This is a genomic window from Massilia sp. BKSP1R2A-1, from assembly GCF_050586525.1.
In the GTDB taxonomy this organism is placed as follows: Bacteria; Pseudomonadota; Gammaproteobacteria; order Burkholderiales; family Burkholderiaceae_D; genus Telluria.
Genome location: NZ_JBOBRE010000008.1, coordinates 163289 through 183610 on the forward strand (window position 1 = coordinate 163289; position 20322 = coordinate 183610).

At 66.0% G+C, this 20322-nt stretch carries 22 protein-coding genes; 13 read left to right on the forward strand and 9 right to left on the reverse strand.

All coding sequences use genetic code 11. The features are described from left to right. Positions 1 to 21 precede the first annotated feature (21 nt). Entirely contained in the window at positions 22 to 528 is a 507-nt protein-coding gene (locus ACQ7JA_RS14245) for a Dps family protein (protein WP_258826004.1), read from the reverse strand. A gap of 193 nt (positions 529 to 721) precedes the next feature. Here ACQ7JA_RS14245 and ACQ7JA_RS14250 point away from each other — a divergent pair, with 193 nt between their 5' ends. After that, on the forward strand, positions 722 to 1465 hold the full coding sequence (locus ACQ7JA_RS14250) for a hypothetical protein (RefSeq protein ID WP_430898772.1): 744 nt from the start codon (positions 722 to 724) through the stop codon (positions 1463 to 1465). Next, complete coding sequence (locus ACQ7JA_RS14255) at positions 1462 to 3069, forward strand: hypothetical protein (RefSeq protein WP_430898774.1); 1608 nt, start codon at positions 1462 to 1464, stop codon at positions 3067 to 3069. Before ACQ7JA_RS14250 ends, ACQ7JA_RS14255 begins: the two co-directional genes overlap by 4 nt. A gap of 101 nt (positions 3070 to 3170) precedes the next feature. Here the strand turns inward: ACQ7JA_RS14255 and ACQ7JA_RS14260 are convergent, their stop codons facing one another. The 3 genes from ACQ7JA_RS14260 to ACQ7JA_RS14270 are packed head-to-tail and all read right to left on the reverse strand — an operon-like array spanning position 3171 to position 5093. Then, positions 3171 to 3593, reverse strand: a complete 423-nt coding sequence (locus ACQ7JA_RS14260) for an acyl-CoA thioesterase (RefSeq protein WP_430898776.1) — start codon at positions 3591 to 3593, stop codon at positions 3171 to 3173. An 8-nt stretch (positions 3594 to 3601) separates the two neighbouring features. Then, positions 3602 to 4564 (reverse strand): Hsp33 family molecular chaperone HslO, encoded by a 963-nt coding sequence (hslO, locus tag ACQ7JA_RS14265; RefSeq protein WP_430898778.1) that lies wholly within the window; start codon positions 4562 to 4564, stop codon positions 3602 to 3604. Positions 4565 to 4568: 4 nt separating this feature from the next. After that, positions 4569 to 5093 (reverse strand): gamma carbonic anhydrase family protein, encoded by a 525-nt coding sequence (locus tag ACQ7JA_RS14270; protein WP_258826000.1) that lies wholly within the window; start codon positions 5091 to 5093, stop codon positions 4569 to 4571. 143 nt (positions 5094 to 5236) lie between these two features. On the opposite strand from ACQ7JA_RS14270, the gene ACQ7JA_RS14275 reads away from it, so the two are divergent. The 10 genes from ACQ7JA_RS14275 (at position 5237) to bamC (ending at position 13476) form a co-directional block, all read left to right on the forward strand. Then, positions 5237 to 6130 carry an alpha/beta fold hydrolase gene (locus tag ACQ7JA_RS14275; RefSeq protein WP_430898780.1) on the forward strand — a complete coding sequence of 298 codons (894 nt, stop codon included), beginning with the start codon at positions 5237 to 5239 and terminating at the stop codon, positions 6128 to 6130. 132 nt (positions 6131 to 6262) lie between these two features. Beyond that, the gene (locus ACQ7JA_RS14280; protein ID WP_430898782.1) at positions 6263 to 6934 is read left to right on the forward strand and encodes a hypothetical protein; all 672 of its coding nucleotides are present in this window, start codon (positions 6263 to 6265) and stop codon (positions 6932 to 6934) included. Positions 6935 to 6938: 4 nt separating this feature from the next. Then, a complete protein-coding gene (locus tag ACQ7JA_RS14285) occupies positions 6939 to 7487 on the forward strand; it encodes a FlgO family outer membrane protein (RefSeq protein WP_430898784.1) in 549 nt (182 codons plus the stop codon). A 91-nt stretch (positions 7488 to 7578) separates the two neighbouring features. Further along, complete coding sequence (locus ACQ7JA_RS14290; protein WP_430898786.1) at positions 7579 to 8406, forward strand: 3',5'-nucleoside bisphosphate phosphatase; 828 nt, start codon at positions 7579 to 7581, stop codon at positions 8404 to 8406. A 126-nt stretch (positions 8407 to 8532) separates the two neighbouring features. Continuing rightward, positions 8533 to 9417 (forward strand): protease HtpX, encoded by an 885-nt coding sequence (gene htpX, locus ACQ7JA_RS14295; protein WP_430898788.1) that lies wholly within the window; start codon positions 8533 to 8535, stop codon positions 9415 to 9417. A 12-nt stretch (positions 9418 to 9429) separates the two neighbouring features. Further along, positions 9430 to 10053 carry an L-threonylcarbamoyladenylate synthase gene (locus ACQ7JA_RS14300; protein ID WP_430898790.1) on the forward strand — a complete coding sequence of 208 codons (624 nt, stop codon included), beginning with the start codon at positions 9430 to 9432 and terminating at the stop codon, positions 10051 to 10053. Positions 10054 to 10115: 62 nt separating this feature from the next. Then, a complete protein-coding gene (locus ACQ7JA_RS14305) occupies positions 10116 to 10769 on the forward strand; it encodes a site-2 protease family protein (protein ID WP_430898792.1) in 654 nt (217 codons plus the stop codon). Continuing rightward, the gene (locus tag ACQ7JA_RS14310) at positions 10766 to 11344 is read left to right on the forward strand and encodes a class I SAM-dependent methyltransferase (RefSeq protein ID WP_430898794.1); all 579 of its coding nucleotides are present in this window, start codon (positions 10766 to 10768) and stop codon (positions 11342 to 11344) included. Before ACQ7JA_RS14305 ends, ACQ7JA_RS14310 begins: the two co-directional genes overlap by 4 nt. A gap of 65 nt (positions 11345 to 11409) precedes the next feature. After that, positions 11410 to 12291, forward strand: a complete 882-nt coding sequence (gene dapA / locus ACQ7JA_RS14315) for a 4-hydroxy-tetrahydrodipicolinate synthase (protein WP_430898796.1) — start codon at positions 11410 to 11412, stop codon at positions 12289 to 12291. Between the two features lie 33 nt (positions 12292 to 12324). Further along, positions 12325 to 13476, forward strand: a complete 1152-nt coding sequence (bamC, locus tag ACQ7JA_RS14320; RefSeq protein WP_430898798.1) for an outer membrane protein assembly factor BamC — start codon at positions 12325 to 12327, stop codon at positions 13474 to 13476. 237 nt (positions 13477 to 13713) lie between these two features. Here the strand turns inward: bamC and ACQ7JA_RS14325 are convergent, their stop codons facing one another. The 3 genes from ACQ7JA_RS14325 to ACQ7JA_RS14335 all read right to left on the reverse strand — a co-directional run bounded on the left by ACQ7JA_RS14325 (position 13714) and on the right by ACQ7JA_RS14335 (position 15916). Further along, positions 13714 to 13992, reverse strand: coding sequence for a hypothetical protein (locus tag ACQ7JA_RS14325; protein WP_430898800.1), 279 nt, complete (start codon positions 13990 to 13992; stop codon positions 13714 to 13716). Positions 13993 to 14281: 289 nt separating this feature from the next. Further along, complete coding sequence (locus ACQ7JA_RS14330; protein WP_430898802.1) at positions 14282 to 14770, reverse strand: hypothetical protein; 489 nt, start codon at positions 14768 to 14770, stop codon at positions 14282 to 14284. 24 nt (positions 14771 to 14794) lie between these two features. Beyond that, entirely contained in the window at positions 14795 to 15916 is a 1122-nt protein-coding gene (locus tag ACQ7JA_RS14335) for a JmjC domain-containing protein (protein ID WP_430898804.1), read from the reverse strand. Positions 15917 to 15994: 78 nt separating this feature from the next. On the opposite strand from ACQ7JA_RS14335, the gene ACQ7JA_RS14340 reads away from it, so the two are divergent. Further along, positions 15995 to 16528, forward strand: a complete 534-nt coding sequence (locus ACQ7JA_RS14340) for an FKBP-type peptidyl-prolyl cis-trans isomerase (RefSeq protein WP_430898806.1) — start codon at positions 15995 to 15997, stop codon at positions 16526 to 16528. Positions 16529 to 16615: 87 nt separating this feature from the next. Here the strand turns inward: ACQ7JA_RS14340 and ACQ7JA_RS14345 are convergent, their stop codons facing one another. Beyond that, the gene (locus ACQ7JA_RS14345) at positions 16616 to 17578 is read right to left on the reverse strand and encodes a hypothetical protein (RefSeq protein ID WP_430898808.1); all 963 of its coding nucleotides are present in this window, start codon (positions 17576 to 17578) and stop codon (positions 16616 to 16618) included. Beyond that, positions 17578 to 20247 (reverse strand): DNA mismatch repair protein MutS, encoded by a 2670-nt coding sequence (gene mutS / locus ACQ7JA_RS14350; protein ID WP_430898810.1) that lies wholly within the window; start codon positions 20245 to 20247, stop codon positions 17578 to 17580. The genes ACQ7JA_RS14345 and mutS overlap by 1 nt, the downstream gene beginning before the upstream one ends. Between the last annotated feature and the right edge of the window lie 75 nt (positions 20248 to 20322).

Consider the following 20322-nt stretch of genomic DNA (forward strand, 5'->3'; position numbering starts at 1 on the left):
TTACTTACTGCGGTTGCCGAATCAGTCCGACGACGCGTCGCCCTGTTGCGCGCCGGCGCCCTGCTCCAGGAAGGAGCGCAGCATCCAGGCATTCTTCTCGTGCACTTCCATGCGGGTGGTCAGCATGTCGGCGGTCGGATAGTCTTCCAGCTCGTCGGCGACCTTGACGCCAGCGCGCAGGGTGCGGATCAGGGTCTCGTTGCCGTCGACCAGCTGGCGCAGCATGTCCTTCGACGACAGCACTTCCGGCTCTTCCTTGATGCTCGACAGCTCGGCATAGCGTTTATAGGTGGCCGGGGCGAAGTGGCCCAGGGCGCGGATGCGCTCGGCGATCTCGTCCAGCGCATTCCACTGCTCGGTGTACTGCTCTTCGAACATCACGTGCAGGCTCGAAAACAGCGGGCCGGTCACGTTCCAGTGGAAGTTGTGGGTCTTCAGGTAGAGCATGTAGGCATCGGCCAGGACCGTCGAGAGGGATTCGACGATCTTGGCGCGGTCTTCGGTGCTGATTCCAGTATCCATGTGCATCGCATTTCTCCTGTGGTGAGTACTGCAGTGTTTGTATAAATCGACAACACTGTCAAAGATGCATCAGCTTAGCACTCCTTTGAAAATCGCGTGTTTTGGGTGTCCCGGTTCATCAGCGGGTCGTGAGGATGTGCGTATTTTCGGAGCGTGGAAGTCTTTACAATCGATGGATCGAAATCCCGATTGGAGACGCATGAAACCCTTGTCGATCATGGCCGTCCTGCTGACGATGGCCGCCCCAGCGTCCGCCCAGGACGCGGCAATCCAGGACCCGCCGGCCGAACAGGTGCAGGTCAGCAGCGTCAAGGACCCCGAGCTGCAGCCCTACCGGCACATGGTGCGCGGCCTGGACGTCTGGGATGACAAGCGCGCGCGCCTGGCGCCCCAGGCCAGCCTGCGTTTCGAGCTCTGGACCAGGGACGGGAAGATGGCGAACGCCGAGGGCCTGCAGCTGCGCCTTGCCGGCAACACGGTCGATATCGCGCTGCCGCTCGACCAGGACAGCACCTTCCTGCTGCCGCGCAGCCCGGAAGCGCTGTCGGACAATGCGGACCTGATCCTGAACCGCAAGAAGGACCAGTTCCGCTGGCGTCCGCGCGTGAATACGCCAGGCGTGCCGGCGAACGCGCGCCGGCTGGGCGACCTGCGCATGGAATGCGAGGTGCGGGCGGCGGTGCGCAAGGAAGAGATTCCCTTGATGTACCGCGCCGGCGCGGTGGCGGCCGGCGGCATCTGCAACCTGCCGATGACGGCCTACCTGTATCGCGCGCCGCAACGCCTGCTCTCGGCCACGGTGGTTTCCGGAGACCGCAAGTCCGGACTGCCGCTGCGCGATAACGGCCATGTCTTCCAGACGCCGCTGCGCGACAAGAGCTGGGACAACGATGCGCTGATCGTGTACACCTTCGCGGAGCCCGAACCGTCCGGCAAGCCATGATCCGCGCCGGATTGGCCTGCGGCCTGTTCGCCATCGGCCTGCAGGCCACGGCTGGCGGCGTTGCCGTCACGGTGCGCCTGGCCGCAGCCGACGCGCTCGAGGCCGCATACGAGTTGCCGGCCGCCTGCACCGGGCTGTCCTTCCTGAAGAAGGGCGCGGACGCCGCACGCATCCGTGCGCGCTGGCAGGCCCCGGATGGCTGCGGAGCCGCCGGCGGCGACACGCTCGCGCGCGGCGCCCAGGCTTGCGCCGCACTGCGCTTCCGGGTGCCGGCCACCAGCGACAAGGTGGCCGGTTATCCCGGCTCCTTCCCGGTGGGCCAGGCCTTGTACGCCCACATGTCGAACTACGCGGTGGGCGAGGAATGCGGGCCGGTCAGCTACCGTTTCGCCGGCCCGGCCACGATCCGCGCAGCGGGACGGACCTTCGATCGCAGCGCCCCGGCGCACGCCGACGCTTCAAGCCTGCTGTTCCCGGCCCGCCAGAGCGGCGCCGGCCTCGACTACTTCGACCCGGCGCTGAGCAGGTCGGCCGTCGCCCGGATCCGCAGCGTGGCCGAAGGCGTCACGCGCGCCCTGAAGCGGGAAATGCCGCAGGCGGACTACATCCCTCCCATCATCGCCGCGGGCCTGGCCGAGGAGCCGGGCGGGCCGAACATCGGCGGCAGCGCCGGCGACGTGCTGCTGCTCACCCTGTTCAACTGGCCGGCCGACCCCGCGCCCGAGTACCAGCGCAAGCTGAACAAGCTGGTGGCCCACGAAGTCAGCCACCGCTTCCAGATGCGCGACGCGGTCGACAGCTATCCGGATGCGCGGCTCATCCACGAAGGCGGGGCCGAGTTCCTGCGCTGGAGCGTCTCGCTGCGCCAGGGCTGGCTCACCCCTGGGCAGGCGGCCGCGGAACTCGACGACGCGCTGGCCGATTGCATGCTCGGCACGGGTGAGCGCAGCTGGCGCGCGATGCCGGCCCGCGAGATCGATGCGCGCCGGCTCGAATACGGCTGCGGCCTGCCGGCCTACGTCTACGCGCTGGCGGCGCGCCAGGGCGGGGGCAGGCCCTACGCGCGGCTGGATCGCTTCTACGCGCAGTTGCGGCTTGGCGCCCGGCCGGAGTTCATGCGCGCGCTGGAATGCGGCGAAGCTTCCTGCGCGCCGCGTGTGCTGCCGGCGTTGCTGGATGGCGCCGGCCCGATGCGCGCGCGGTGGGCGGAGGTGCTCGGCGAGACCGGCCTGGCGACGCCGCGTGCGCCGCGCCAGGCGCACGTCGACGCCATGATGCTGCAGGCGATCACCCGGCTGATGCAGGAAGATTGCGCGGGCGGGCGCAGCATCACGCCGGCGCCCGACAGGATCCTGCTCGACACCCTGCCGAAGTGCAGTACGCTGCGCAAGGACGCGGTGGTGAAGCGTGTCGAAGGTCTGCCGGTGTTCGGCGGAGCCGAGGCGCTGCCGGCCATTGTCGCGGCCTGCGCCGCGCGGCATGTGGTGGAGCTGGGACTCGAGGATGGGTCGACGCTGGCGATGCCGTGCCGGACGCCGTACCAGCCGATGACGCAGGTGTATGCGGCGGATATCGGCAAAGTCATGAAGGCGTTGGGGTTGTAGGGTGTTCGGCTTTGCCCAACGCGCGTTCAACTCCCGTGTGAACGGATGCGACGCGGATGCCCGAGAGCCGCTTGAACGCGCGGGCGGCAAAGCCGCCCACCCTACATAAGCTTTTCGAGGACCGCGCGCGTCGCGGCGGGAATCGGCGTCGGCCGGTTGGTGCCGCGGTCCACGTAGACGTGGGTGAAATGGCCGGCCGCCGAGGGCAGGGGGTCGTCGTTGCGGTACAGCGCGATCTCGTAGCGCACGCTCGAGTTGCCGAGCTTCGCCACGCGCACGCCGGCATGCACGGTGTCGGGGAAGGAGATCGGGCTGAAATACTGGCAGCCGGTTTCCACCACCAGGCCGACCACACCGCCCTGGTGGATGTCCAGCACCCCTTGCTCGATCAGGTGGCGGTTGACCGCCGTGTCGAAGAAGCTGTAGTAGTTGACGTTGTTGACATGCCCGTAGCTGTCGTTGTCCATCCAGCGCGTGGAAATCGCGAGGAAGTGGGGAAATTCGCTACGGGGCGTGTCGCGCATCGCCGTCCTTACTGGATACTGCCGCTGGCCGGCATCATGGTTTCCACCGGTGTATCGCTGGCGAACAGCTGGGCGCAGTCAACCTTGTCGAAGGCGTAGTGCTTGCCGCAGAAGTCGCAATTGATGCCCAGTTCGCCGAGATCCGCCAGCGCCGACTCGACTTCCGGCTGGCCCAGCATCTTGAGCATATTGCCGACCTTCTCGCGCGTGCAGCTGCAGTGGAACTGCGGATGCTGCGGATCGAAGACGCGGATGGTCTCTTCCCAGAACAGGCGCTTGAGCAGGGTCTCGATGCCGGTGGAGAGCAGTTCGTCGCGCTTCAGGGTCTGGCCCAGCATCACGGCGCGGTTCCAGGTCTCGAGGTCCTCGGCTTCCGAAGCCTGCTTCTGCTGGTCGTCCTTGCCGCTGTGGCGCGGCAGCTTCTGCAGCAGCAGGCCGCGCGAGACGCTGTCGTCGGCCGCCAGCCACAGGCGCGTGTCCATCTGCTCGGAACGCAGCATGTAGTTCTCGATGACGGTCGCCATGTCCTCGCCGATCAGCGGCACCACGCCCTGGTAGGGCTGCTGGCCCGGGACCTTGTCGGCCGGGTCGAGGGTGATCACGAAACGGCCCTTGCCGTTCACGTTGAACATGTCGGTCAGCGAGGCGGTCTCGGGAATCTCGGCGTCCGGCGCGAGCTTGGCGGTGGCGCGGATGCGCAGCTGGGCGTCGCATTCGACCACCAGGAGGCGTACCGGTCCGTCGCCGAAGATCTGCATCACGATGGCGCCATTGAACTTCAGGTTGGCCGAGAGCAGGGCGCTGGCCGCGACCATCTCGCCGAGCGCCGAGCGCACCGCTTTCGGGTAGGCGTGGCGCGCCTGGATCTCGCGCCAGGTGTCGGAAATCTCGATCAGCTCGCCGCGCACGGCGGCGTTGTCGAAGATGAATTTTTGCAGGGTGTCGCGCGGGGTGGTCATTGCTTCTATCATTGTCTTATCCGATTTGCTTGAGCTGCGCCTTGAACAGCTGGCCGCGCGCCACATAGCTCGCGGCGCTGGCCTGCAGGCGCAGCATGTCTTCTTCCGTCAGGGTGCGCACGACCTTGGCAGGCGACCCCAGGATCAGCGAACCGTCCGGGAACTCCTTGCCTTCGGTAACCAGGGCGCCGGCGCCCACCAGGCAGCCCTTGCCGATCTTCGCGCCGTTCAGGATCACGGCCTGGATGCCGATCAGCGAGCCATCGCCGACCGTGCAGCCATGCAGCATGGCCTGGTGACCGACCGTCACGTTCTTGCCAAGGGTGAGGGGAAAGCCCATGTCGGTGTGCATCACCGTGCCTTCCTGCACATTGCTGTTCTCGCCGATGGTGATGCGTTCGTTGTCGCCGCGCAGCGTGGCGCCGTACCACACCGAAGCGTTGGCTTCGAGCGTGACCTTGCCGATCAGGGTAGCCGAATCGGCCACGAAGCTCGAGGCGTCGATCTCGGGCGCATGCTCGCCCAGCTGGTAAATCGCCATGGATGTGCTCGCGGAAGGTTGAAATGCCGCTATTGTAAACCCTGCGTCCGCCATCGTCCGGTCGCGAGCAAATGGGGGCATCCCGTGCGAAATCAAGTTCATCGCCGTATAATGCGAACGATCGTTCTTTTTATTGAAAAGCCATGCACGCCTCCCGTTCCGAATTCCTGACCATCCGCGGTTTGACGTGCCACGTGCGCCACTGGGGCCGCGAGGGTGCGCCCAAGATCTTCATGCAGCATGGCTGGATGGACGTGGCGGCTTCTTTCCAGTTCGTGGTCGACGCGCTCGAGGGCGACTGGCATGTGATCGCCTTCGACTGGCGCGGTTTTGGCCAGAGCGAGCGCACCCACGGCGACACCTACTGGTTCCCCGACTACCTGGCCGACCTCGAGGCCGTGCTCGACCATTACGCGCCGGGCGAAGCCGTGAACCTGCTGGGGCACAGCATGGGCGGCAACATCGTCAGCCTGTACGCGGGCATCCGACCTTCCCGCATTGCGAAGCTCATCAACCTGGAAGGCTTCGGCCTGCCGGCCACGCGTGCTTCGCAAGCGCCGGGCCGATACGCCAAATGGCTGGACGAACTGCGCGCCAAACCCGAGATGCGCGGCTACGCCAGCCTGGACGAGGTGGCGGGCCGCCTGCAGAAGACCAACCCGCGCCTGTCCGGCGAACGCGCCGCCTTCCTGGCCGGACACTGGTCGGCCCAGGATGCGGACGGCCAATGGCGCATCCTGGGCGACCCGGCGCACAAGATGACCGGGCCGCTGCTCTATCACGCGGACGAGGTGCTGGCTTGCTGGACCCAGATCACGGCGCCGGTGCTGTGGGTCGAGGCGGAAGAGACGGAAATGTGGCGCTGGATGGGGCCGAAGGAGCAGGCGAGGGCGGAAATCGACCGCCGCCGCGAGCACCTGGCGAAGGTGACGGCGCGCATGATGCCGGGGGCCGGGCACATGTTGCACCATGATCAGCCGGAATTGCTGGCGGCGATGATCGAAGCCTTCCTGCTTGAGGCCGAGGTGCCAGGCTGAGCATCGACCGTTGCTGGCAGCCATCACAGCCATATGGCGTAATTGCTGTAGGGAAACTCCTGTGCTACAGTCCCATCCCGAACCCGCGCCGTTCCGGCGCCATCGAGACAGACTGACAGGACCTTCATCTTCATGCGATTTCGAGCCGGCCTCGCGCTTCTTGGCGCCCTGCTGACGGCAGGCTGCGCCGTTCCCTACAGCCCGGCCCCGGTGGCCACCAATTTCCCGAGCACCCAGCAGGACAAGCTGCAGGCGGCCGCCCACTGGGGCGTCATCGCGCGCCACATGACGGGCCAGCTCGCGCCTTCGCTCAAGGTGAACGCCAAGCGTCCGCTCTACGTGACCTCGCAGCAGTCGAGCGCTTTCGCCCAGGGCGTCAGTTCCCACCTGGTCACGGCCCTCGTCAACCAGGGCTATGCCGTGGTCAAGGTGCCGGACGCTAATGCGCTGCGCATCGAGCTCGACACCCAGGTAGTGGCCTTCTCGCCCAAGCGTCCGCAGTACAAGTTTGCCGGCGAGCGCACCGCCCTGGTGGCCGGCGCCTGGGTGCTGACCGGCATCGACCATTCGGTCGAATGGCTCGCCACGGTCGCGATCGCCGGCCACGATGCCTACACCTGGTTCCGCGCGCAGTTCGCCACCGGCGCCACGCCGAAGACCGAGATCATCGTCAACCTCTCGCTGGCCGACGATTCGCGCTACTACGCACGCAGCACCATGGTGTACTACACGGTCGATTCCGACCGCGCCCTGTACGACGCCGCCTTCCAGCCATCGAAGACCTTCGCGGTCCGCAACTATTGAGGCCATGATGCGATTCCCGACCATGCGCGCCGCCGTCCTCGTGCTTCCGCTGCTGCTGGGCGCCTGCTCGACCCAGCAGGCGGACACCGATTACACCTCGGTCTCGGCGAATGCTTTCGTCGCCGCCAACTACCGCGCCGCCGATGCGCTGGCGCTGCAGCTGCGTGGCAAGCTGTCCGACGAAAAGCCCCTGATCATGGCCACCATCGTCAACATCGACGCGCTCGAGCAGACCTCGATGCTGGGCCGCCTGGTGTCCGAGCAACTGTCGACCCGCCTGGCGCAGGGCGGCATGAAGATGCTGGAGATGAAGCTGCGCAACAGCGTCTACCTGAAGCGCGGCCAGGGCGAACTCATGCTCACGCGCGAGATCGGCGACGTGGCGCATACCCACAATGCCGAGGCGGTCGTGGTCGGCTCCTATGCCGAGACCCGCGAAGCCGTGTTCGTGAACATCAAGGTGATCCAGCCGACCACCAACCTCGTGCTCGCCGGCCACGATTACGTGCTGGCGAAAGAGGCGACGGTGCGTTCGATGCTGCAATCCAACTAGGTCGTTCCACCGCGGCCCGCTGGAAGCGGAGCAGGCCATTGACGCGTACAATGCAATGTTCCGCTTTACTGCTCTTGCGAACCGCCGCACCATGAAAGTCGATCTCCACTGCCATTCCAGCGTCTCCGACGGCGTGCTCGCGCCCGCCGCGGTGGCGGCCTACGCCCGTAAAAGCGGCGTCGACGTGTGGGCCCTCACCGACCACGACGAAGTCGGCGGCATCAAGGCCGCGCGCCAGGCTGCCGGCGAGCTCGGCATGCGCTTCGTGGCCGGCGTCGAGATTTCCGTCACCTGGGCCAACGAGACCGTGCACATCGTCGGCCTGCGGATTGACGAAGACAACCCCGCCCTGACCGCCGGCCTGGCCGCGACCCGCAACGGCCGCCAGGCGCGCGCCATGGAAATCTCGGCCCAGCTGGAAAGCGCCGGCATCCCCGGCGCCTACGCGGGCGCGCTGCGCTACGTCGGCAACCCGGACCTGATGTCGCGTACCCATTTTGCGCGCTACCTCGTCGAGATCGGCGTGTGCGCCACGCCGGCCGAAGTGTTCCGCAAATACCTGACCGAAGGTAAACCCGGCTATGTGCCGCACCGCTGGGCCACGCTCGAGCAGGCGGTCGGCTGGATCCGCGGCGCCGGCGGCATCCCGGTGATCGCCCACCCGGGCCGCTATCCCTTCAGCGATACGGCCGAAGGCGCGCTGTTCGACGAATTCCGCCAGCTGGGCGGTACGGCCATCGAGGTCGTGACCGGCAGCCACACGCCGGACCAGTACGGCGAGTACGCCGAAAAGGCGCGGCGCTACGGTTTCCTGGCGTCGCGCGGGACCGACTTCCACGCGCCGGGCGAGTCGCGCGTCGAGTTTGCCGAGCTGCCGCCGCTGCCCGGCAACCTGACGCCGGTCTGGCAAGACTGGTAGGGTGGCGGGGGACCGCCCACCCTACCTGAGGGCAGACTTAAGTTCATCGCCGAGCCCTTGAGTTTTCCCCATCTCAGCCCTATCTTGGCAGCCTGATATCTTTTTCAGCTGCCGGGAGACTCGTCCATGAAACGTATCGTGTTGTTCCTCGCCACCAACCTCGCTGTCGTGCTGGTGGTGTCGCTCGTGCTCAACCTGCTCGGCGTGGGCCGTGCCGTCACGGGAGAGGGAATCAACGTCGGCGCGCTGGCCGTGTTCTCGCTGGTGGTCGGCTTCACCGGCTCCATCATCTCGCTCCTGATGAGCAAACCCATGGCCAAATGGTCGACGGGCGCGCGCGTCATCGAGCAGCCCGCCACACCCACCGAGCGCTGGCTGGTGGATACCGTGCGCCGTTTGTCCGAGCGCGCCGGCATCGGCATGCCGGAAGTGGCGGTCTACGATGGCGAGCCGAATGCCTTCGCCACCGGCGCCTTCAAGAATTCCGCCCTGGTGGCCGTGTCCACGGGCTTGCTCGCGAACATGAACCAGGACGAGGTCGAGGCCGTGATCGGTCACGAAGTCGCGCACATCGCCAACGGCGACATGGTCACGCTCACCCTGATCCAGGGCGTGGTCAACACCTTCGTCGTGTTCCTCGCGCGTGTGGTCGGTTTCTTTGTCGATAAGGTATTGTTCCGCAGCGAAGACCGCGGCCCCGGCATCGGCTACATGGTCACGGTCTTCGTCTGCGAGATCCTGTTCGGCATCCTGGCCTCGATCATCGTCGCCTGGTTCTCGCGCCAGCGCGAATTCCGCGCCGACGCCGGTTCCGCCAGGCTGCTGGGCTCGTCCGTGCCGATGCAGCACGCGCTGGCCCGCCTCGGCGGCCTGGTGCCCGGCGCGCTGCCTTCGTCGATGGCCGCGTCCGGCATCTCGGGCAGCGGCGGCGGCTGGGGCGCGTTGTTCTCCACCCACCCGCCGATGGAGCAGCGCATTGCCGCGCTGCAGGCGCTGCGCCAAGGCGCATAAAGAAAGGTTGCGATGGCCCAGCATTTCCAGATCCACCACGAGAATCCCCAGCCGCGCCTGCTCAAGCAGGCCGCCCAGATCATCGGCAGCGGCGGCATCGTCGCCGCGCCGACCGATTCGGCCTATGCCCTGGTCTGCCGCCTGGACGACAAGGCCGCGGTCGAGAAGCTGCGCCGCATCCGCGGCATCGACGACAAGCACCACCTGACCCTCCTGGTGCGCGACCTGTCCGAGATCGCCCACTTCGCGCGCGTCGACAATGCCCAGTACCGCCTGCTGAAGGCCGCCATGCCGGGGCCCTACACGGTGATCCTGGAAGCGACCCGCGAAGTGCCGCGCCGCCTGTCGCATCCTTCGCGCAAGACCATCGGCGTGCGGGTGCCGGAAAATGCCATCCTGCTCGGTCTGCTCGAGGAGCTGGGCGAACCGCTGATCGGCACCACCCTGCAGCTGCCGGGCGACGACCACATGCTGTCCGATCCGGACGAGGTGATCGAACGCCTGGGCAAGCAGATCGAGCTCGTCATCGACGGCGGCGCCGGCACGCTGGAGCCGACCACCGTGGTCGATCTGACCGGCCCCACGCCGGAACTGGTGCGCGAGGGCAGGGGAGATCCTGCCGCCTTCGGCTTATAAGCGGTCCTTAAGCTTGCCTGAAGGCACAGGCTGCGGGCAATCGGCTCTGATAGAATCCCGGTATGGATGAAACGATACGCAACATCGCTGTCTACGCGCTCCCCGTTCTTTTTGCGATTACCCTGCACGAAGCCGCCCACGCCTACGTCGCCCGCTATTTCGGCGACAACACCGCCTATGCCGCGGGGCGCATGACCCTGAATCCCCTGGTGCACATCGACCTGTTCGGCACCATCATCATTCCGCTGGTGCTGTATCTGACCACTGGCTTCGTGTTCGGCTACGCCAAGCCGGTGCCGATCGAGTTCGGCCGCCTGCGCAATCCGAAACGCGACATGGCCTGGGTGGCGCTGGCCGGACCCGGCGCGAACTTCATCATGGCCCTGGGATGGCTGATCCTGGGCATCCTGCTGGTGGCGCTGAACGTGGACGAGGCCTTCCCGCACAAGGTGGCGCAGGCCGGCATCATCGCGAACCTGCTGATGTTCGCCTTCAACCTGCTGCCGATCCCGCCGCTGGACGGCGGCCGCGTGCTGACCAGCCTCCTGCCGAACCGCCTGGCCTATAAATATGCGCGGATCGAGCCCTACGGCTTCTACATCGTGCTCGCGCTGCTGTTCTTTAACCTGCTGTCCTTCTGGGTCATGCCGGTGATGCAGCTGGGCCGGATCCTGATCCAGCTGTTTGCCTCGCCGTTCTCGCTGCTGCTCACATGAGCCCAATGATGAACCTGCCGGTGTCGCCGTGGGTCACGCGGTTCGCCCCGCTCGTTACAAGCGGCGAGGCGCTCGACCTGGCTTGCGGCAGCGGGCGCCATACGCGCATGCTCGCCGCGCGCGGCCTGCGGGTCGTGGCGCTGGACCGGAATGCCGAGCTGCTGGCGCCGCTGGCCGGCGACAATGTACAGACGTGGGAACACGACCTGGAAGCCGAGGACGCCGTCTGGCCCTTCGAAGCGGGGCGTTTTGCCCTGATCGTGGTCACCAACTACCTGCACCGCCCGCTGTTCGCGGACCTGGCGCGCAGCCTGGCGCCCGATGGCGTGCTGATCTACGAAACCTTCGCGCAGGGCAACCAGGTCTACGGAAAGCCGTCGAATCCGGCCTTCCTGCTGGCGCCGGAAGAGCTGCTGGGCCTGGCGCGGGAGGGCGGCCTGCAAGTGCTCGCCTACGAGGATGGCCACGTCGACCGGCCGATGCCCGCCCAGGTGCAGCGCCTGTGCGCGGCGGGCCCGGCCTTCCTTAAAACCGAGGCGAAGCTCGACCATAATCTGGTAGCGAATGAACCATAGAGGCGGGTGATCCGCTACAATCAGCGTTTTATGTATTTTCTTAACTAACTGGCAGCGTCACGCATATGATTAAGGGCAGCATCGTAGCAATCGTCACCCCGATGTTCGAGGACGGCAGTCTTGACCGCGACTCCCTGCGCAAGCTGATCGACTGGCACATCGCCGAGGGCAGCGACGGCATCGTCATCGTCGGCACCACGGGCGAATCGGCCACCGTGTCGCCGGAAGAGCACGGCGAACTGATCAAGCTCGCGGTGGAGCACGCCGCCGGCCGCATCCCGGTGATCGCCGGCGCCGGCGCCAACTCCACGGTCGAAGCCATCGCACTGACCCGCCACGCCAAGGAAGTGGGCGCCGACGCCACCCTGCAGGTGGTGCCGTACTACAACCGTCCGACCCAGGAAGGCATGTACCGCCACTTCCGCGCCATCGCCGAAGCGGTGGACCTGCCAGTGATCCTGTACAACGTGCCGGGCCGCACCGTGGCGGACATGGCCAACGAGACCGTCGTGCGCCTGGCGCAGATCGACAACATCGTCGGCATCAAGGACGCCACCGGCAACGTCGGCCGCGGCATCGAGCTGCTGCGCAGCGTCGACAGCTCCTTCGCGGTCTACTCGGGCGACGACCCGACCGCGATGGCCCTGATGTTCTGCGGCGCCGCCGGCAATATCTCGGTGACCGCCAACGTGGCCCCGCGCGCGATGCACGAGCTGTGCGCCGCCGCCATGGCCGGCGACGTCAAGCGCGCCGTCGACATCAACAACCGCGTGCTCGACCTGCACGCCAAGCTGTTCGTCGAGCCGAACCCGGTGCCGGTGAAGTGGGCGCTGGCCGAAATGGGCAAGATGCCGGCCGGACTGCGCCTGCCGCTGGCGCCGCTGTCTTCGTCCTGGCACGATACCGTGCGCGGCGCACTGGCCCAGGCGGGCCTTCTCTCTGCCTGAACCCGCGAGGGTTCCTTACCTGATATCGAACACATGACTAAACGCACTATCACGACTCCTGCCGCCGCGCGCGTGCTGACGCTTACCGCGATCGCGCTGAGCGTCTCGGCCTGTACCACCATCTTCGAATCGGACAAGGTCGACTACCGTGGCGCCAAGCGTTCCGCCGACCTGGCAGTCCCGCCGGACCTGACCGCGCTGCAGCGCGACAACCGCTACGCCATCCCCGACGGCAAGGGCGTCGCGACCGCTTCGGGCTACCAGCAGCAGGTGGGCGCACAGGCAGGTGCACCAGTTGCCGGTGTGCCGGGTATCGCCGGCACCGTCGGCCCGATCTCGACCGATGCCGTCAGCGTGCAGCGCAACGGCGACCAGCGCTGGCTGGTGGTCAAGCAGACTCCGGAACAGCTGTGGCCGCAACTGCGCCAGTTCTGGGAAAACCAGGGCTTCGCCGTCGAGACCGAATCGCTCACGACCGGCACCATGGAAACCAACTGGGTCGAGAACCGTTCGAAGATCCCGCAGGACTTCATCCGCGGCGCCATCGGCAAGGTCTTCGACCGCGCCTACTCGACCGGCGAGCGCGACAAGTTCCGCACCCGCCTCGAGCGCCTGCCGGACGGCTCGACCGAGATCTGGGTCAGCCACCGCGGCGCCGAAGAAGTGCTGCAGGGTAGCCAGAAGGAAACCACGATCTGGACCGTGCGTCCGAACGATCCGGGCCTGGAGTCGCAGTTCCTGAGCCGCCTGGTGGCCCAGCTGACCGGCCAGAAGGAAACCAGGCAGGCCGAGACCATGGTCGCCAACGCACCGGTCGCCGCCCCGCAAGCCAAGCTCGACGGTGGCGTGATCCGCCTGGAAGAAGGTTTCGACCGCGCCTGGCGCCGCGTCGGCCTGGCGCTCGACCGCGTCGGCTTCACCGTGGAAGACCGCGACCGCGTGCAGGGCGTGTACTTCGTCCGCTACGTCGATCCGGATGCCACCAACAAGGACGGCTTCTTCAAGCGCCTGTTCACCTTCGGCGCCGACGAGAAGGCCAAGGAAGCCCAGCGCTACCGCGTGATCGTCAAGGCCGAGCAGGGTGCTGCAGCCAGCGACGTGACCGTGCAGACCAACGACGGCAAGTCGGAAACCGGCGAGACCGGCGCGAAGATCCTGCGTCTGCTGACGGACGAGCTGAAGTAATCGGTTTCAGCGCTTTAAGTGAAAAACCGGCCTGCATCGGCCGGTTTTTTTATGTAGGGTGGGCGGTCCTCCGCCCACGCGTTCAAACCACGTATCTTGGCCCGCGCCGTGGCTCACATCGGTTCGTCGACCGCGTGGGCAGAAACTGCGGGGCCGCCCAGGCCCACCCTACGGTAAAACGTACAGGCGTAAAAAAACCGGCCCGCAGGCCGGTCTTTCGAATCGAGCTTGCGCTGATTACTTGGTAGCAGCAGCGTCAGCAGCTTGCGAAGCAGCGGTCGAAGCAGCAGCAGCAGCGTCGGCAGCGGTCGAAGCAGCAGCCGAAGCGGCAGCAGCAGCGTCAGCCGGAGCGGTGGTGGCAGCAGCGTCGGTAACGGCCGGGGTGGTAGCAGCTGCGTCGGTGGTTGCAGCCGGTGCTTCGACAGCAGCCGGAGCGACCGGAGCGGCTTCTTCTTTCTTGCTGCAAGCAGCCAGAGCAACAGCCATCAGGGAAACGATCAGCAGGGATTTTTTCATGATTTTCCTTAATATCTTAAAAGTAAGTACTGCTTGTTTGAATAATAATTACCGGTAATTATTGCTCAGAGGAATTCTGACGCTTACATATGAGGCAATACTGCCGCATAAGCAACGGAATCTCCTGACCTGATATTATAGCCAAATTTACTGAATCGCAACAGGAAACTCATGCTCTGGCGAAAGTAATTTGTGCCTTGCTAAGGTTTATCTTGTTACAAGATGCAACCGCAGCAAATTCCCAGGTAACTGCGCTGTTAACGGACTGACCAAGAGATCGGTTGACAGGCTATAAACCGGTTATCGTCGGCTGCAAAGCAGGGCGCGATTCGACCCAGATCGCTTCAAAACGATGAGCCGGCACATCGACGGCGCCCGGCGCATCGAAAGCCATCTCGCCACGCGTGTGGTCGCTATGAAAACGCCGGAGAACGTGGCGCTTGTCGACGATGCAGAAGGAATCGGTCAGATTGTGCAGCGCCTTCGGCGTGGCGCGGCACTCGACGGCATGGCTGTAGTCGCGCAGCAGGCGCAGCAGGCGCGGGTAATGCCTGTCGATGTGAGCCGGCGAATGCATGGCGAGGCGCAGCATGCCGCCACGGCCGAGGAAGGCGCGCAGCAGGGTGTCGCTCTCGATGCTTCCGAGCGGGTAGACCCGAAAGTCCGGATCGAAGAGATCGAGCGTGACGTGGGCGGCGGCCAGGCAGGCACGCAAGTGGGTCTCGAACCCGGCGCGGGTATCGAAGCGCGCGCTCCCTTCCTTGGTCGGTTCCTGCATGCCTGCCTCCTTCCCGGTCTGCAATCAGCCCAGTTCCACCCAGCCGTCCTGGTACCAGGTATAAAGCGCTTCCAGCACGTCGTCGGTCGCGTTCGCCAGGACGGCGCCATCGAGGCGGCGCTCGTTGGCCAGCACGTCCAGCACCGCCTTGTCGGCGCGTCCGACGGCGAAGGATTCGCCGTTGATGAAGACGTTCTTGCCGCGGTAGAGCATCAGGGTCTTGCTCGACAGCTTCAATCCGCGCTTGGCCGCAGTCTCCATGAACTTGCCTACCACAAGTGGCTTGGCCGGACCGGTGAAGAAGACATTGTGCTTCGGCTCGGACAGGTATTCGCCCAGGAAGATGGTGACGTCTTCCTCGTCCCAGCGCACCTTGTTGAGCTCTTCCGTGATGGTGCTCAGCATCTCGCGCGGGATTTCGGCCGGGCTCTTTGCCGGCTGCAGTTCCGGATCGGCATAGCGGCCCGGCAGGTCGATCGAGTCGGCCATGAACTGCAGGAAGGCTTCGCCTAGTTCCTGGAAGGAAGGCGAGCGGAAGCCGATCGAGTAGGTCATGCATTCGCCTTCGGCCACGCCGTCGTGGGCGTAGTGGGGCGGCAGGTAGAGCATGTCGCCGGGCTCGAGCACGAATTCTTCTTCCGGTTCGAAATTGGCCAGGATCTTCAGCGGCAGGCCTTCGACCAGGCTCAGGTCCTGCTGGGCGCCGATGCGCCAGCGGCGCTTGCCGTGGGCCTGCAGCAGGAACACGTCATAGGAATCGAAGTGGGGGCCGACGCCGCCGCCATCGGTGGCGAAGCTGACCATCAGGTCGTCCAGGCGCGCATCCGGCACGAAGCGGAACTGGCGCAGCAGTTCGTCGGCGCGCTCGTCGACCAGGTTGACGCCCTGCACCAGCATGGTCCACTCGCGCTCGCTACGCGAAGGCAGCTCGGGCAGCGGGCCGTGCTGCATGTCCCACTGGCCACCCTTCATGGTCACGAGGCGGGATTCGACGTGGTTCAGCTTGGCCAACTCGGCCAGTTTCTCGAACTTGAGCAGCGGCTTGAAGTCAGGAATGGCGCCGCGGATCAGCAGCGGTTTTTTATGCCAGTAATCGCGCAGGAACTGGGCGGGAGTAATATTCCCAAGGAGCTGTAATTTTTTCATGCGCCATTATAACCAGCCAGGCCGAAGCCACGGCCGGGCAGGGGTTATAATCCCGACCTCACAACGAAAGGATTTGCGATGAAAATTGCCAAGGATACGGTCGTGACGGTGAACTACAAGCTGTCGGATGCCCAGAATAACCTGATCGAAGAGGGCTCCCAGCCGATGGTGTACCTGCACGGCGGCTACGAGAATACCCTGCCGAAGATCGAAGAAGAGCTCGACGGCAAGGAAAAGGGCTATTCGTCGACGATCCAGGTCGAGCCGGAAGATGCATTCGGCGACTACGACCCGGCGCTGGTAAAGGTCGAAGACCGCAAGCGCCTGCCTGAGCCGCTCGAAGTCGGCATGCAGTTCGAAGGCGTGGCGGAAGGCGTGGACGAAGAGCCGACCATCTTTACCGTCACCGACATCGCCGACGACAAGGTCGTCCTCGACGGTAACCACCCGCTGGCCGGCATGGCCCTGCGCTTCGACCTGTCGGTGGTGGATGTGCGCGCCGCTTCGGACGAAGAAATCGCCCACGGCCACGTGCATGGCGAGCATGGCCACCATCATGAGATGGACGACAGCGACGAAGGCGACCACTTCCGCAGCCAGCCGCTGAACTGATCGCGCCTTGCGCTACGGGGTTGCTATGGAAATTGGGTTCCGGCGAAGGCCGGAACCCATGTTTGGATGACCGCCCGCCGGCGCTCCTCAGCGCACCGGCCCCAGACTGAACACGTTCTTCCCATCCTCCGCCACGCGCACCTCGACCGCGTGCGCCCCGACGGACAGATGTCCCACATTGCCGTGCCACTCGACCGCCGGCTTCGCTTCCTTCGGCAGCCCCGCGCTGTCCACCACCAGCACCTGGCCCAAGAACTTCGCCGCGCGCATCTGCACCTGGCGGCGCGTGTCCGCGAAACCGTCGTAGCCGGTCGGCGAGCGCTGCAGCAGGGCGCGCAGGCCGTTGGCCGGCTGTAGCAGCGGCTGCATATTCCCTTCGGCGAACAGCACCACGGCGCTCACCTTGTCTTGCTTGGCGATCGCGAACAGGCGGTTGAGCCAGAAGCGGTTTGCCACCGCGCGGTCTTCGAATTCGCTGTTGCGCCCCGCCGCCGGCAGGTAGTGGTTGTTCGCCGCCGGCAGGTTGATGGTCGCGTACAGCACCTTGCCGACCCGCCAGTGCGCGTTCTCGGCATAGCTGCGAAAGCGCGGGCTGCTCGACAGGCGCGTCATCGGGATTTTTTGCTTGCCCAGCGATTCGGGCTCGCCATAGAACAGCTCGCGCAGGCGGTTCAGGCGTTCGATGGCGGCGGTGCGGCCCGCCGAATTGCGGCAGCCGGTCCAGTCGTTCCCTGACAGCGAGAGGATCGCCGGGCGCCTGGCCTTGTCGAACAGATCGCGCCGCTTCTGGTAGACGCGGTCGCCGCAGGCTTCGTTCGCGCCCTTGATGCCGGTGACGACGACAAAAGCGAGGTCCTCGTCCTTCGCGTCGTCGAGGGCGCTTTTCAAACCATCTTCGCCATCGGTGGCGGCGCGGTGGCCGACGATGGCGAAGTGGTGGGCGTTGCCGTCCTTGTCCTTCTTCTTGTCGCGCGCGGCGCCAGCGCCGCCGCTGGCGAGCAGCGCGGCCGCCAGCAGTGCGGCGAAGACGAAGGGACGGCGCGCCCGCATCAGGCGGCCAGCCGTTTCAGCTCGTAGAGCCGTTCCAGCGCCTCGCGCGGCGTGAGCGCATCCGGATCGATCGCATCGAGCGCGGACTTCAGGGCATCGTCACGGGCGGCTTCCATGACCGGAGCGGGCGGCTCACCGGCATCGTCGTCGCTCGGCGCGGCGAACAGGTCGAGCTGCGGCGTCGCATCCAGCGCCTGCGACTCGAGCCGCGCCAGATGCTTGCGCGCGGCGCGGATCACGGCGGGCGGCACGCCGGCCAGCTGCGCCACCTGCAGGCCGTAGCTCTGCGAGGCCGGGCCGTCCTGCACCGCGTGCAGGAAGACGATGCTGTCCTTGTGCTCGACCGCCGACAGGTGCACGTTGACCGCGCTCGGGTGGGTCTCGGGCAGCTGGGTAAGCTCGAAATAGTGGGTCGCGAACAGCGTGAAGCTGCGGCTGCTCTCGATCAGGTGACGCGCGATGGCCCAGGCCAGCGCCAGGCCGTCGAAGGTCGAGGTGCCGCGACCGACTTCATCCATCAGCACCAGGGAGTGCTCGGTGGCGCCATTCAGGATGGCCGCCGATTCGGTCATCTCGACCATGAAGGTCGAGCGGCCGTTGGCCAGGTCGTCGCTGGCGCCGATGCGGGTGAAGATGCGGTCGATCGGGCCGATGGTTGCTTGGCTAGCGGGCACATAGCTGCCCACATAGGCCAGCAGCGTGATCAGGGCGACCTGGCGCATGAAGGTCGATTTACCGCCCATGTTCGGGCCGGTGATGAGCAGCAGGCGGCGGTCGTCCGACAAACGGCAATCGTTGGCGATGAAGCGTTCGATCTGGTTCTCCACCACCGGGTGGCGGCCTTCGACGATGGTCAGGCAGGGTTCGTCGACCAGTTGCGGTGCGCACCAGTTGTTGCGCACCGCGTGGCTGGTGAGGGCCACCAGGGTGTCGAGCTGGGCCAGGCCGCCCGCGACCGACTGCAGGGTCGTGATGAAAGGCGCCAGCTCGCCGAGGAGAAGGTCGTACAGCATCTTCTCGCGCGACAGCGCGCGGTCCTGCGCGGACAGGGCCTTGTCCTCGAAGGCTTTCAGTTCCGGCGTGATGTAGCGCTCGCAGTTCTTGAGTGTCTGGCGGCGCTGGTAGTCGACCGGCACCTTGTCGGCCTGGCCGTTGGTGACTTCGATGTAGAAGCCGTGCACGCGGTTGTATTCGACGCGCAGGTTGGCAATCCCGGTGCGGGCGCGCTCGCGCGTTTCGAGGTCGACCAGGAACTGGCCGGCGTTCTCGGACAGGGCGCGCAGTTCGTCGAGTTCGGCGTCGAAGCCGCGCGCGAACACGCCGCCGTCGCGCACCTGCACGCTCGGCTCTTCCGCGATCGCGCGGCTCAAGAGGTCGAGGCAGCTGGCTGGCGGCTCGAGCAGGTCGTGGATTTCGCGCAGCAGGCTGGTGTCGCCCGGGACGAAGCAGCGCGCCACCTGCTCGCGCAGCAGCGGCAATGTTTTGAGGCCGTCGCGCAGGCAGGACAGGTCGCGCGGGCGCGCCGACAGCAGGGCGATACGGGTGGTGATGCGTTCGATGTCGGGCACGTTGGCCAGCGTCGCGGACAGGCCATGCGTGGCTTCCGCCTGGGCCAGCGCGGCGATGGCTTCATGGCGCGAACGGGCCACGCGCTGATTGCGGCGCGCATGGTGCAGCCAGTGGCGCAGCAGGCGCGAACCCATGGCGGTGCGGCAGCCGTCCAGCAGCGAGAACAGGGTCGGCGATTCCTGGCCGCGGATGGTCTCGGTCAGTTCCAGGTTGCGGCGGGTGGCGGCGTCGAGGCCGATGTATTCGTTCTCCTGTTCGCAAGCCAGGCTCTTCACGTGCTGCAGGCCGCGACCCTGCGTCGACTGCGCGTAACGCAGCAGCGCGCCGGCCGCGCCGAAAGCGGCGCCCAGGCCGTCCGCGCCGAATCCGGTGAGGGTGGCCACGCTGAGCTGGTCGAGCAGGGCCTGGTGGCCCTTGAGGACGTCGAAGTGCCACTCGGGCATGCGCTGGGTGTGGGCTACCGGTTCGGATTCGAACAGGTCGGCGCCGCCGTTACATTCAGCGCGCAGGATCTCGGCCGGGGCGATGCGCTCGAGTTCGTGCGCCAGGCGCGACTCCACGGCGCGTTGCTCGCCCGAGAATTCCATCAGGCGCAGCACGCCGCTCGCCAGCGACAGCCAGGCCATGCCGACCGTGATGGTCTTGCGCTGGCTGTGCATGCACAGGGCCAGCAGCGGGCGGTCGGCTTTTTCCGGCAGCAGGTCGCTGTCGGTCAGGGTGCCGGGGGTGACCACGCGCACGACCTTGCGCTCGACCGGGCCTTTCGAGAGGGCCGGGTCGCCGATCTGCTCGCAGATCGCGCAGGATTCGCCGATCTTGACCAGCTTGGCCAGGTAGCCGTCCAGCGAATGGAAGGGCACGCCGCACATCTTGATCGGCTCGCCGTCGGACTTGCCGCGCGCGGTCAGCGTGATGCCGAGCAGGCGGGCGGCCTTCTCGGCGTCCTCGAAGAAGAGTTCGTAGAAGTCGCCCATGCGGTAGAACACCAGCATGGTCGGGTAGTCGGCCTTGATGCGCAGGTACTGCTGCATCATGGGGGTATGCTTTTCGGCCGTGCTGGCCTTGAGGGCGGCGGCGTTGATCTCGGAGGGAGCGTTCATTTCTTCGGTGGTCGTGCGGCAAAGCGAGGGCGGAGCCAAGGCCAGTCATTTTACCGCGATCAGGTAGCTCAGCGC

Coding starts and splice junctions, on each gene's coding strand:
- ACQ7JA_RS14245 (WP_258826004.1), bottom strand. CDS start 528: ATGCACATGGATACTGGAATCAGCACCGAAGACCGCGCCAAGATCGTC.
- ACQ7JA_RS14250 (WP_430898772.1), top strand. CDS start 722: ATGAAACCCTTGTCGATCATGGCCGTCCTGCTGACGATGGCCGCCCCA.
- ACQ7JA_RS14255 (WP_430898774.1), top strand. CDS start 1,462: ATGATCCGCGCCGGATTGGCCTGCGGCCTGTTCGCCATCGGCCTGCAG.
- ACQ7JA_RS14260 (WP_430898776.1), bottom strand. CDS start 3,593: ATGCGCGACACGCCCCGTAGCGAATTTCCCCACTTCCTCGCGATTTCC.
- hslO (WP_430898778.1), bottom strand. CDS start 4,564: ATGATAGAAGCAATGACCACCCCGCGCGACACCCTGCAAAAATTCATC.
- ACQ7JA_RS14270 (WP_258826000.1), bottom strand. CDS start 5,093: ATGGCGATTTACCAGCTGGGCGAGCATGCGCCCGAGATCGACGCCTCG.
- ACQ7JA_RS14275 (WP_430898780.1), top strand. CDS start 5,237: ATGCACGCCTCCCGTTCCGAATTCCTGACCATCCGCGGTTTGACGTGC.
- ACQ7JA_RS14280 (WP_430898782.1), top strand. CDS start 6,263: ATGCGATTTCGAGCCGGCCTCGCGCTTCTTGGCGCCCTGCTGACGGCA.
- ACQ7JA_RS14285 (WP_430898784.1), top strand. CDS start 6,939: ATGATGCGATTCCCGACCATGCGCGCCGCCGTCCTCGTGCTTCCGCTG.
- ACQ7JA_RS14290 (WP_430898786.1), top strand. CDS start 7,579: ATGAAAGTCGATCTCCACTGCCATTCCAGCGTCTCCGACGGCGTGCTC.
- htpX (WP_430898788.1), top strand. CDS start 8,533: ATGAAACGTATCGTGTTGTTCCTCGCCACCAACCTCGCTGTCGTGCTG.
- ACQ7JA_RS14300 (WP_430898790.1), top strand. CDS start 9,430: ATGGCCCAGCATTTCCAGATCCACCACGAGAATCCCCAGCCGCGCCTG.
- ACQ7JA_RS14305 (WP_430898792.1), top strand. CDS start 10,116: ATGGATGAAACGATACGCAACATCGCTGTCTACGCGCTCCCCGTTCTT.
- ACQ7JA_RS14310 (WP_430898794.1), top strand. CDS start 10,766: ATGAGCCCAATGATGAACCTGCCGGTGTCGCCGTGGGTCACGCGGTTC.
- dapA (WP_430898796.1), top strand. CDS start 11,410: ATGATTAAGGGCAGCATCGTAGCAATCGTCACCCCGATGTTCGAGGAC.
- bamC (WP_430898798.1), top strand. CDS start 12,325: ATGACTAAACGCACTATCACGACTCCTGCCGCCGCGCGCGTGCTGACG.
- ACQ7JA_RS14325 (WP_430898800.1), bottom strand. CDS start 13,992: ATGAAAAAATCCCTGCTGATCGTTTCCCTGATGGCTGTTGCTCTGGCT.
- ACQ7JA_RS14330 (WP_430898802.1), bottom strand. CDS start 14,770: ATGCAGGAACCGACCAAGGAAGGGAGCGCGCGCTTCGATACCCGCGCC.
- ACQ7JA_RS14335 (WP_430898804.1), bottom strand. CDS start 15,916: ATGAAAAAATTACAGCTCCTTGGGAATATTACTCCCGCCCAGTTCCTG.
- ACQ7JA_RS14340 (WP_430898806.1), top strand. CDS start 15,995: ATGAAAATTGCCAAGGATACGGTCGTGACGGTGAACTACAAGCTGTCG.
- ACQ7JA_RS14345 (WP_430898808.1), bottom strand. CDS start 17,578: ATGCGGGCGCGCCGTCCCTTCGTCTTCGCCGCACTGCTGGCGGCCGCG.
- mutS (WP_430898810.1), bottom strand. CDS start 20,247: ATGAACGCTCCCTCCGAGATCAACGCCGCCGCCCTCAAGGCCAGCACG.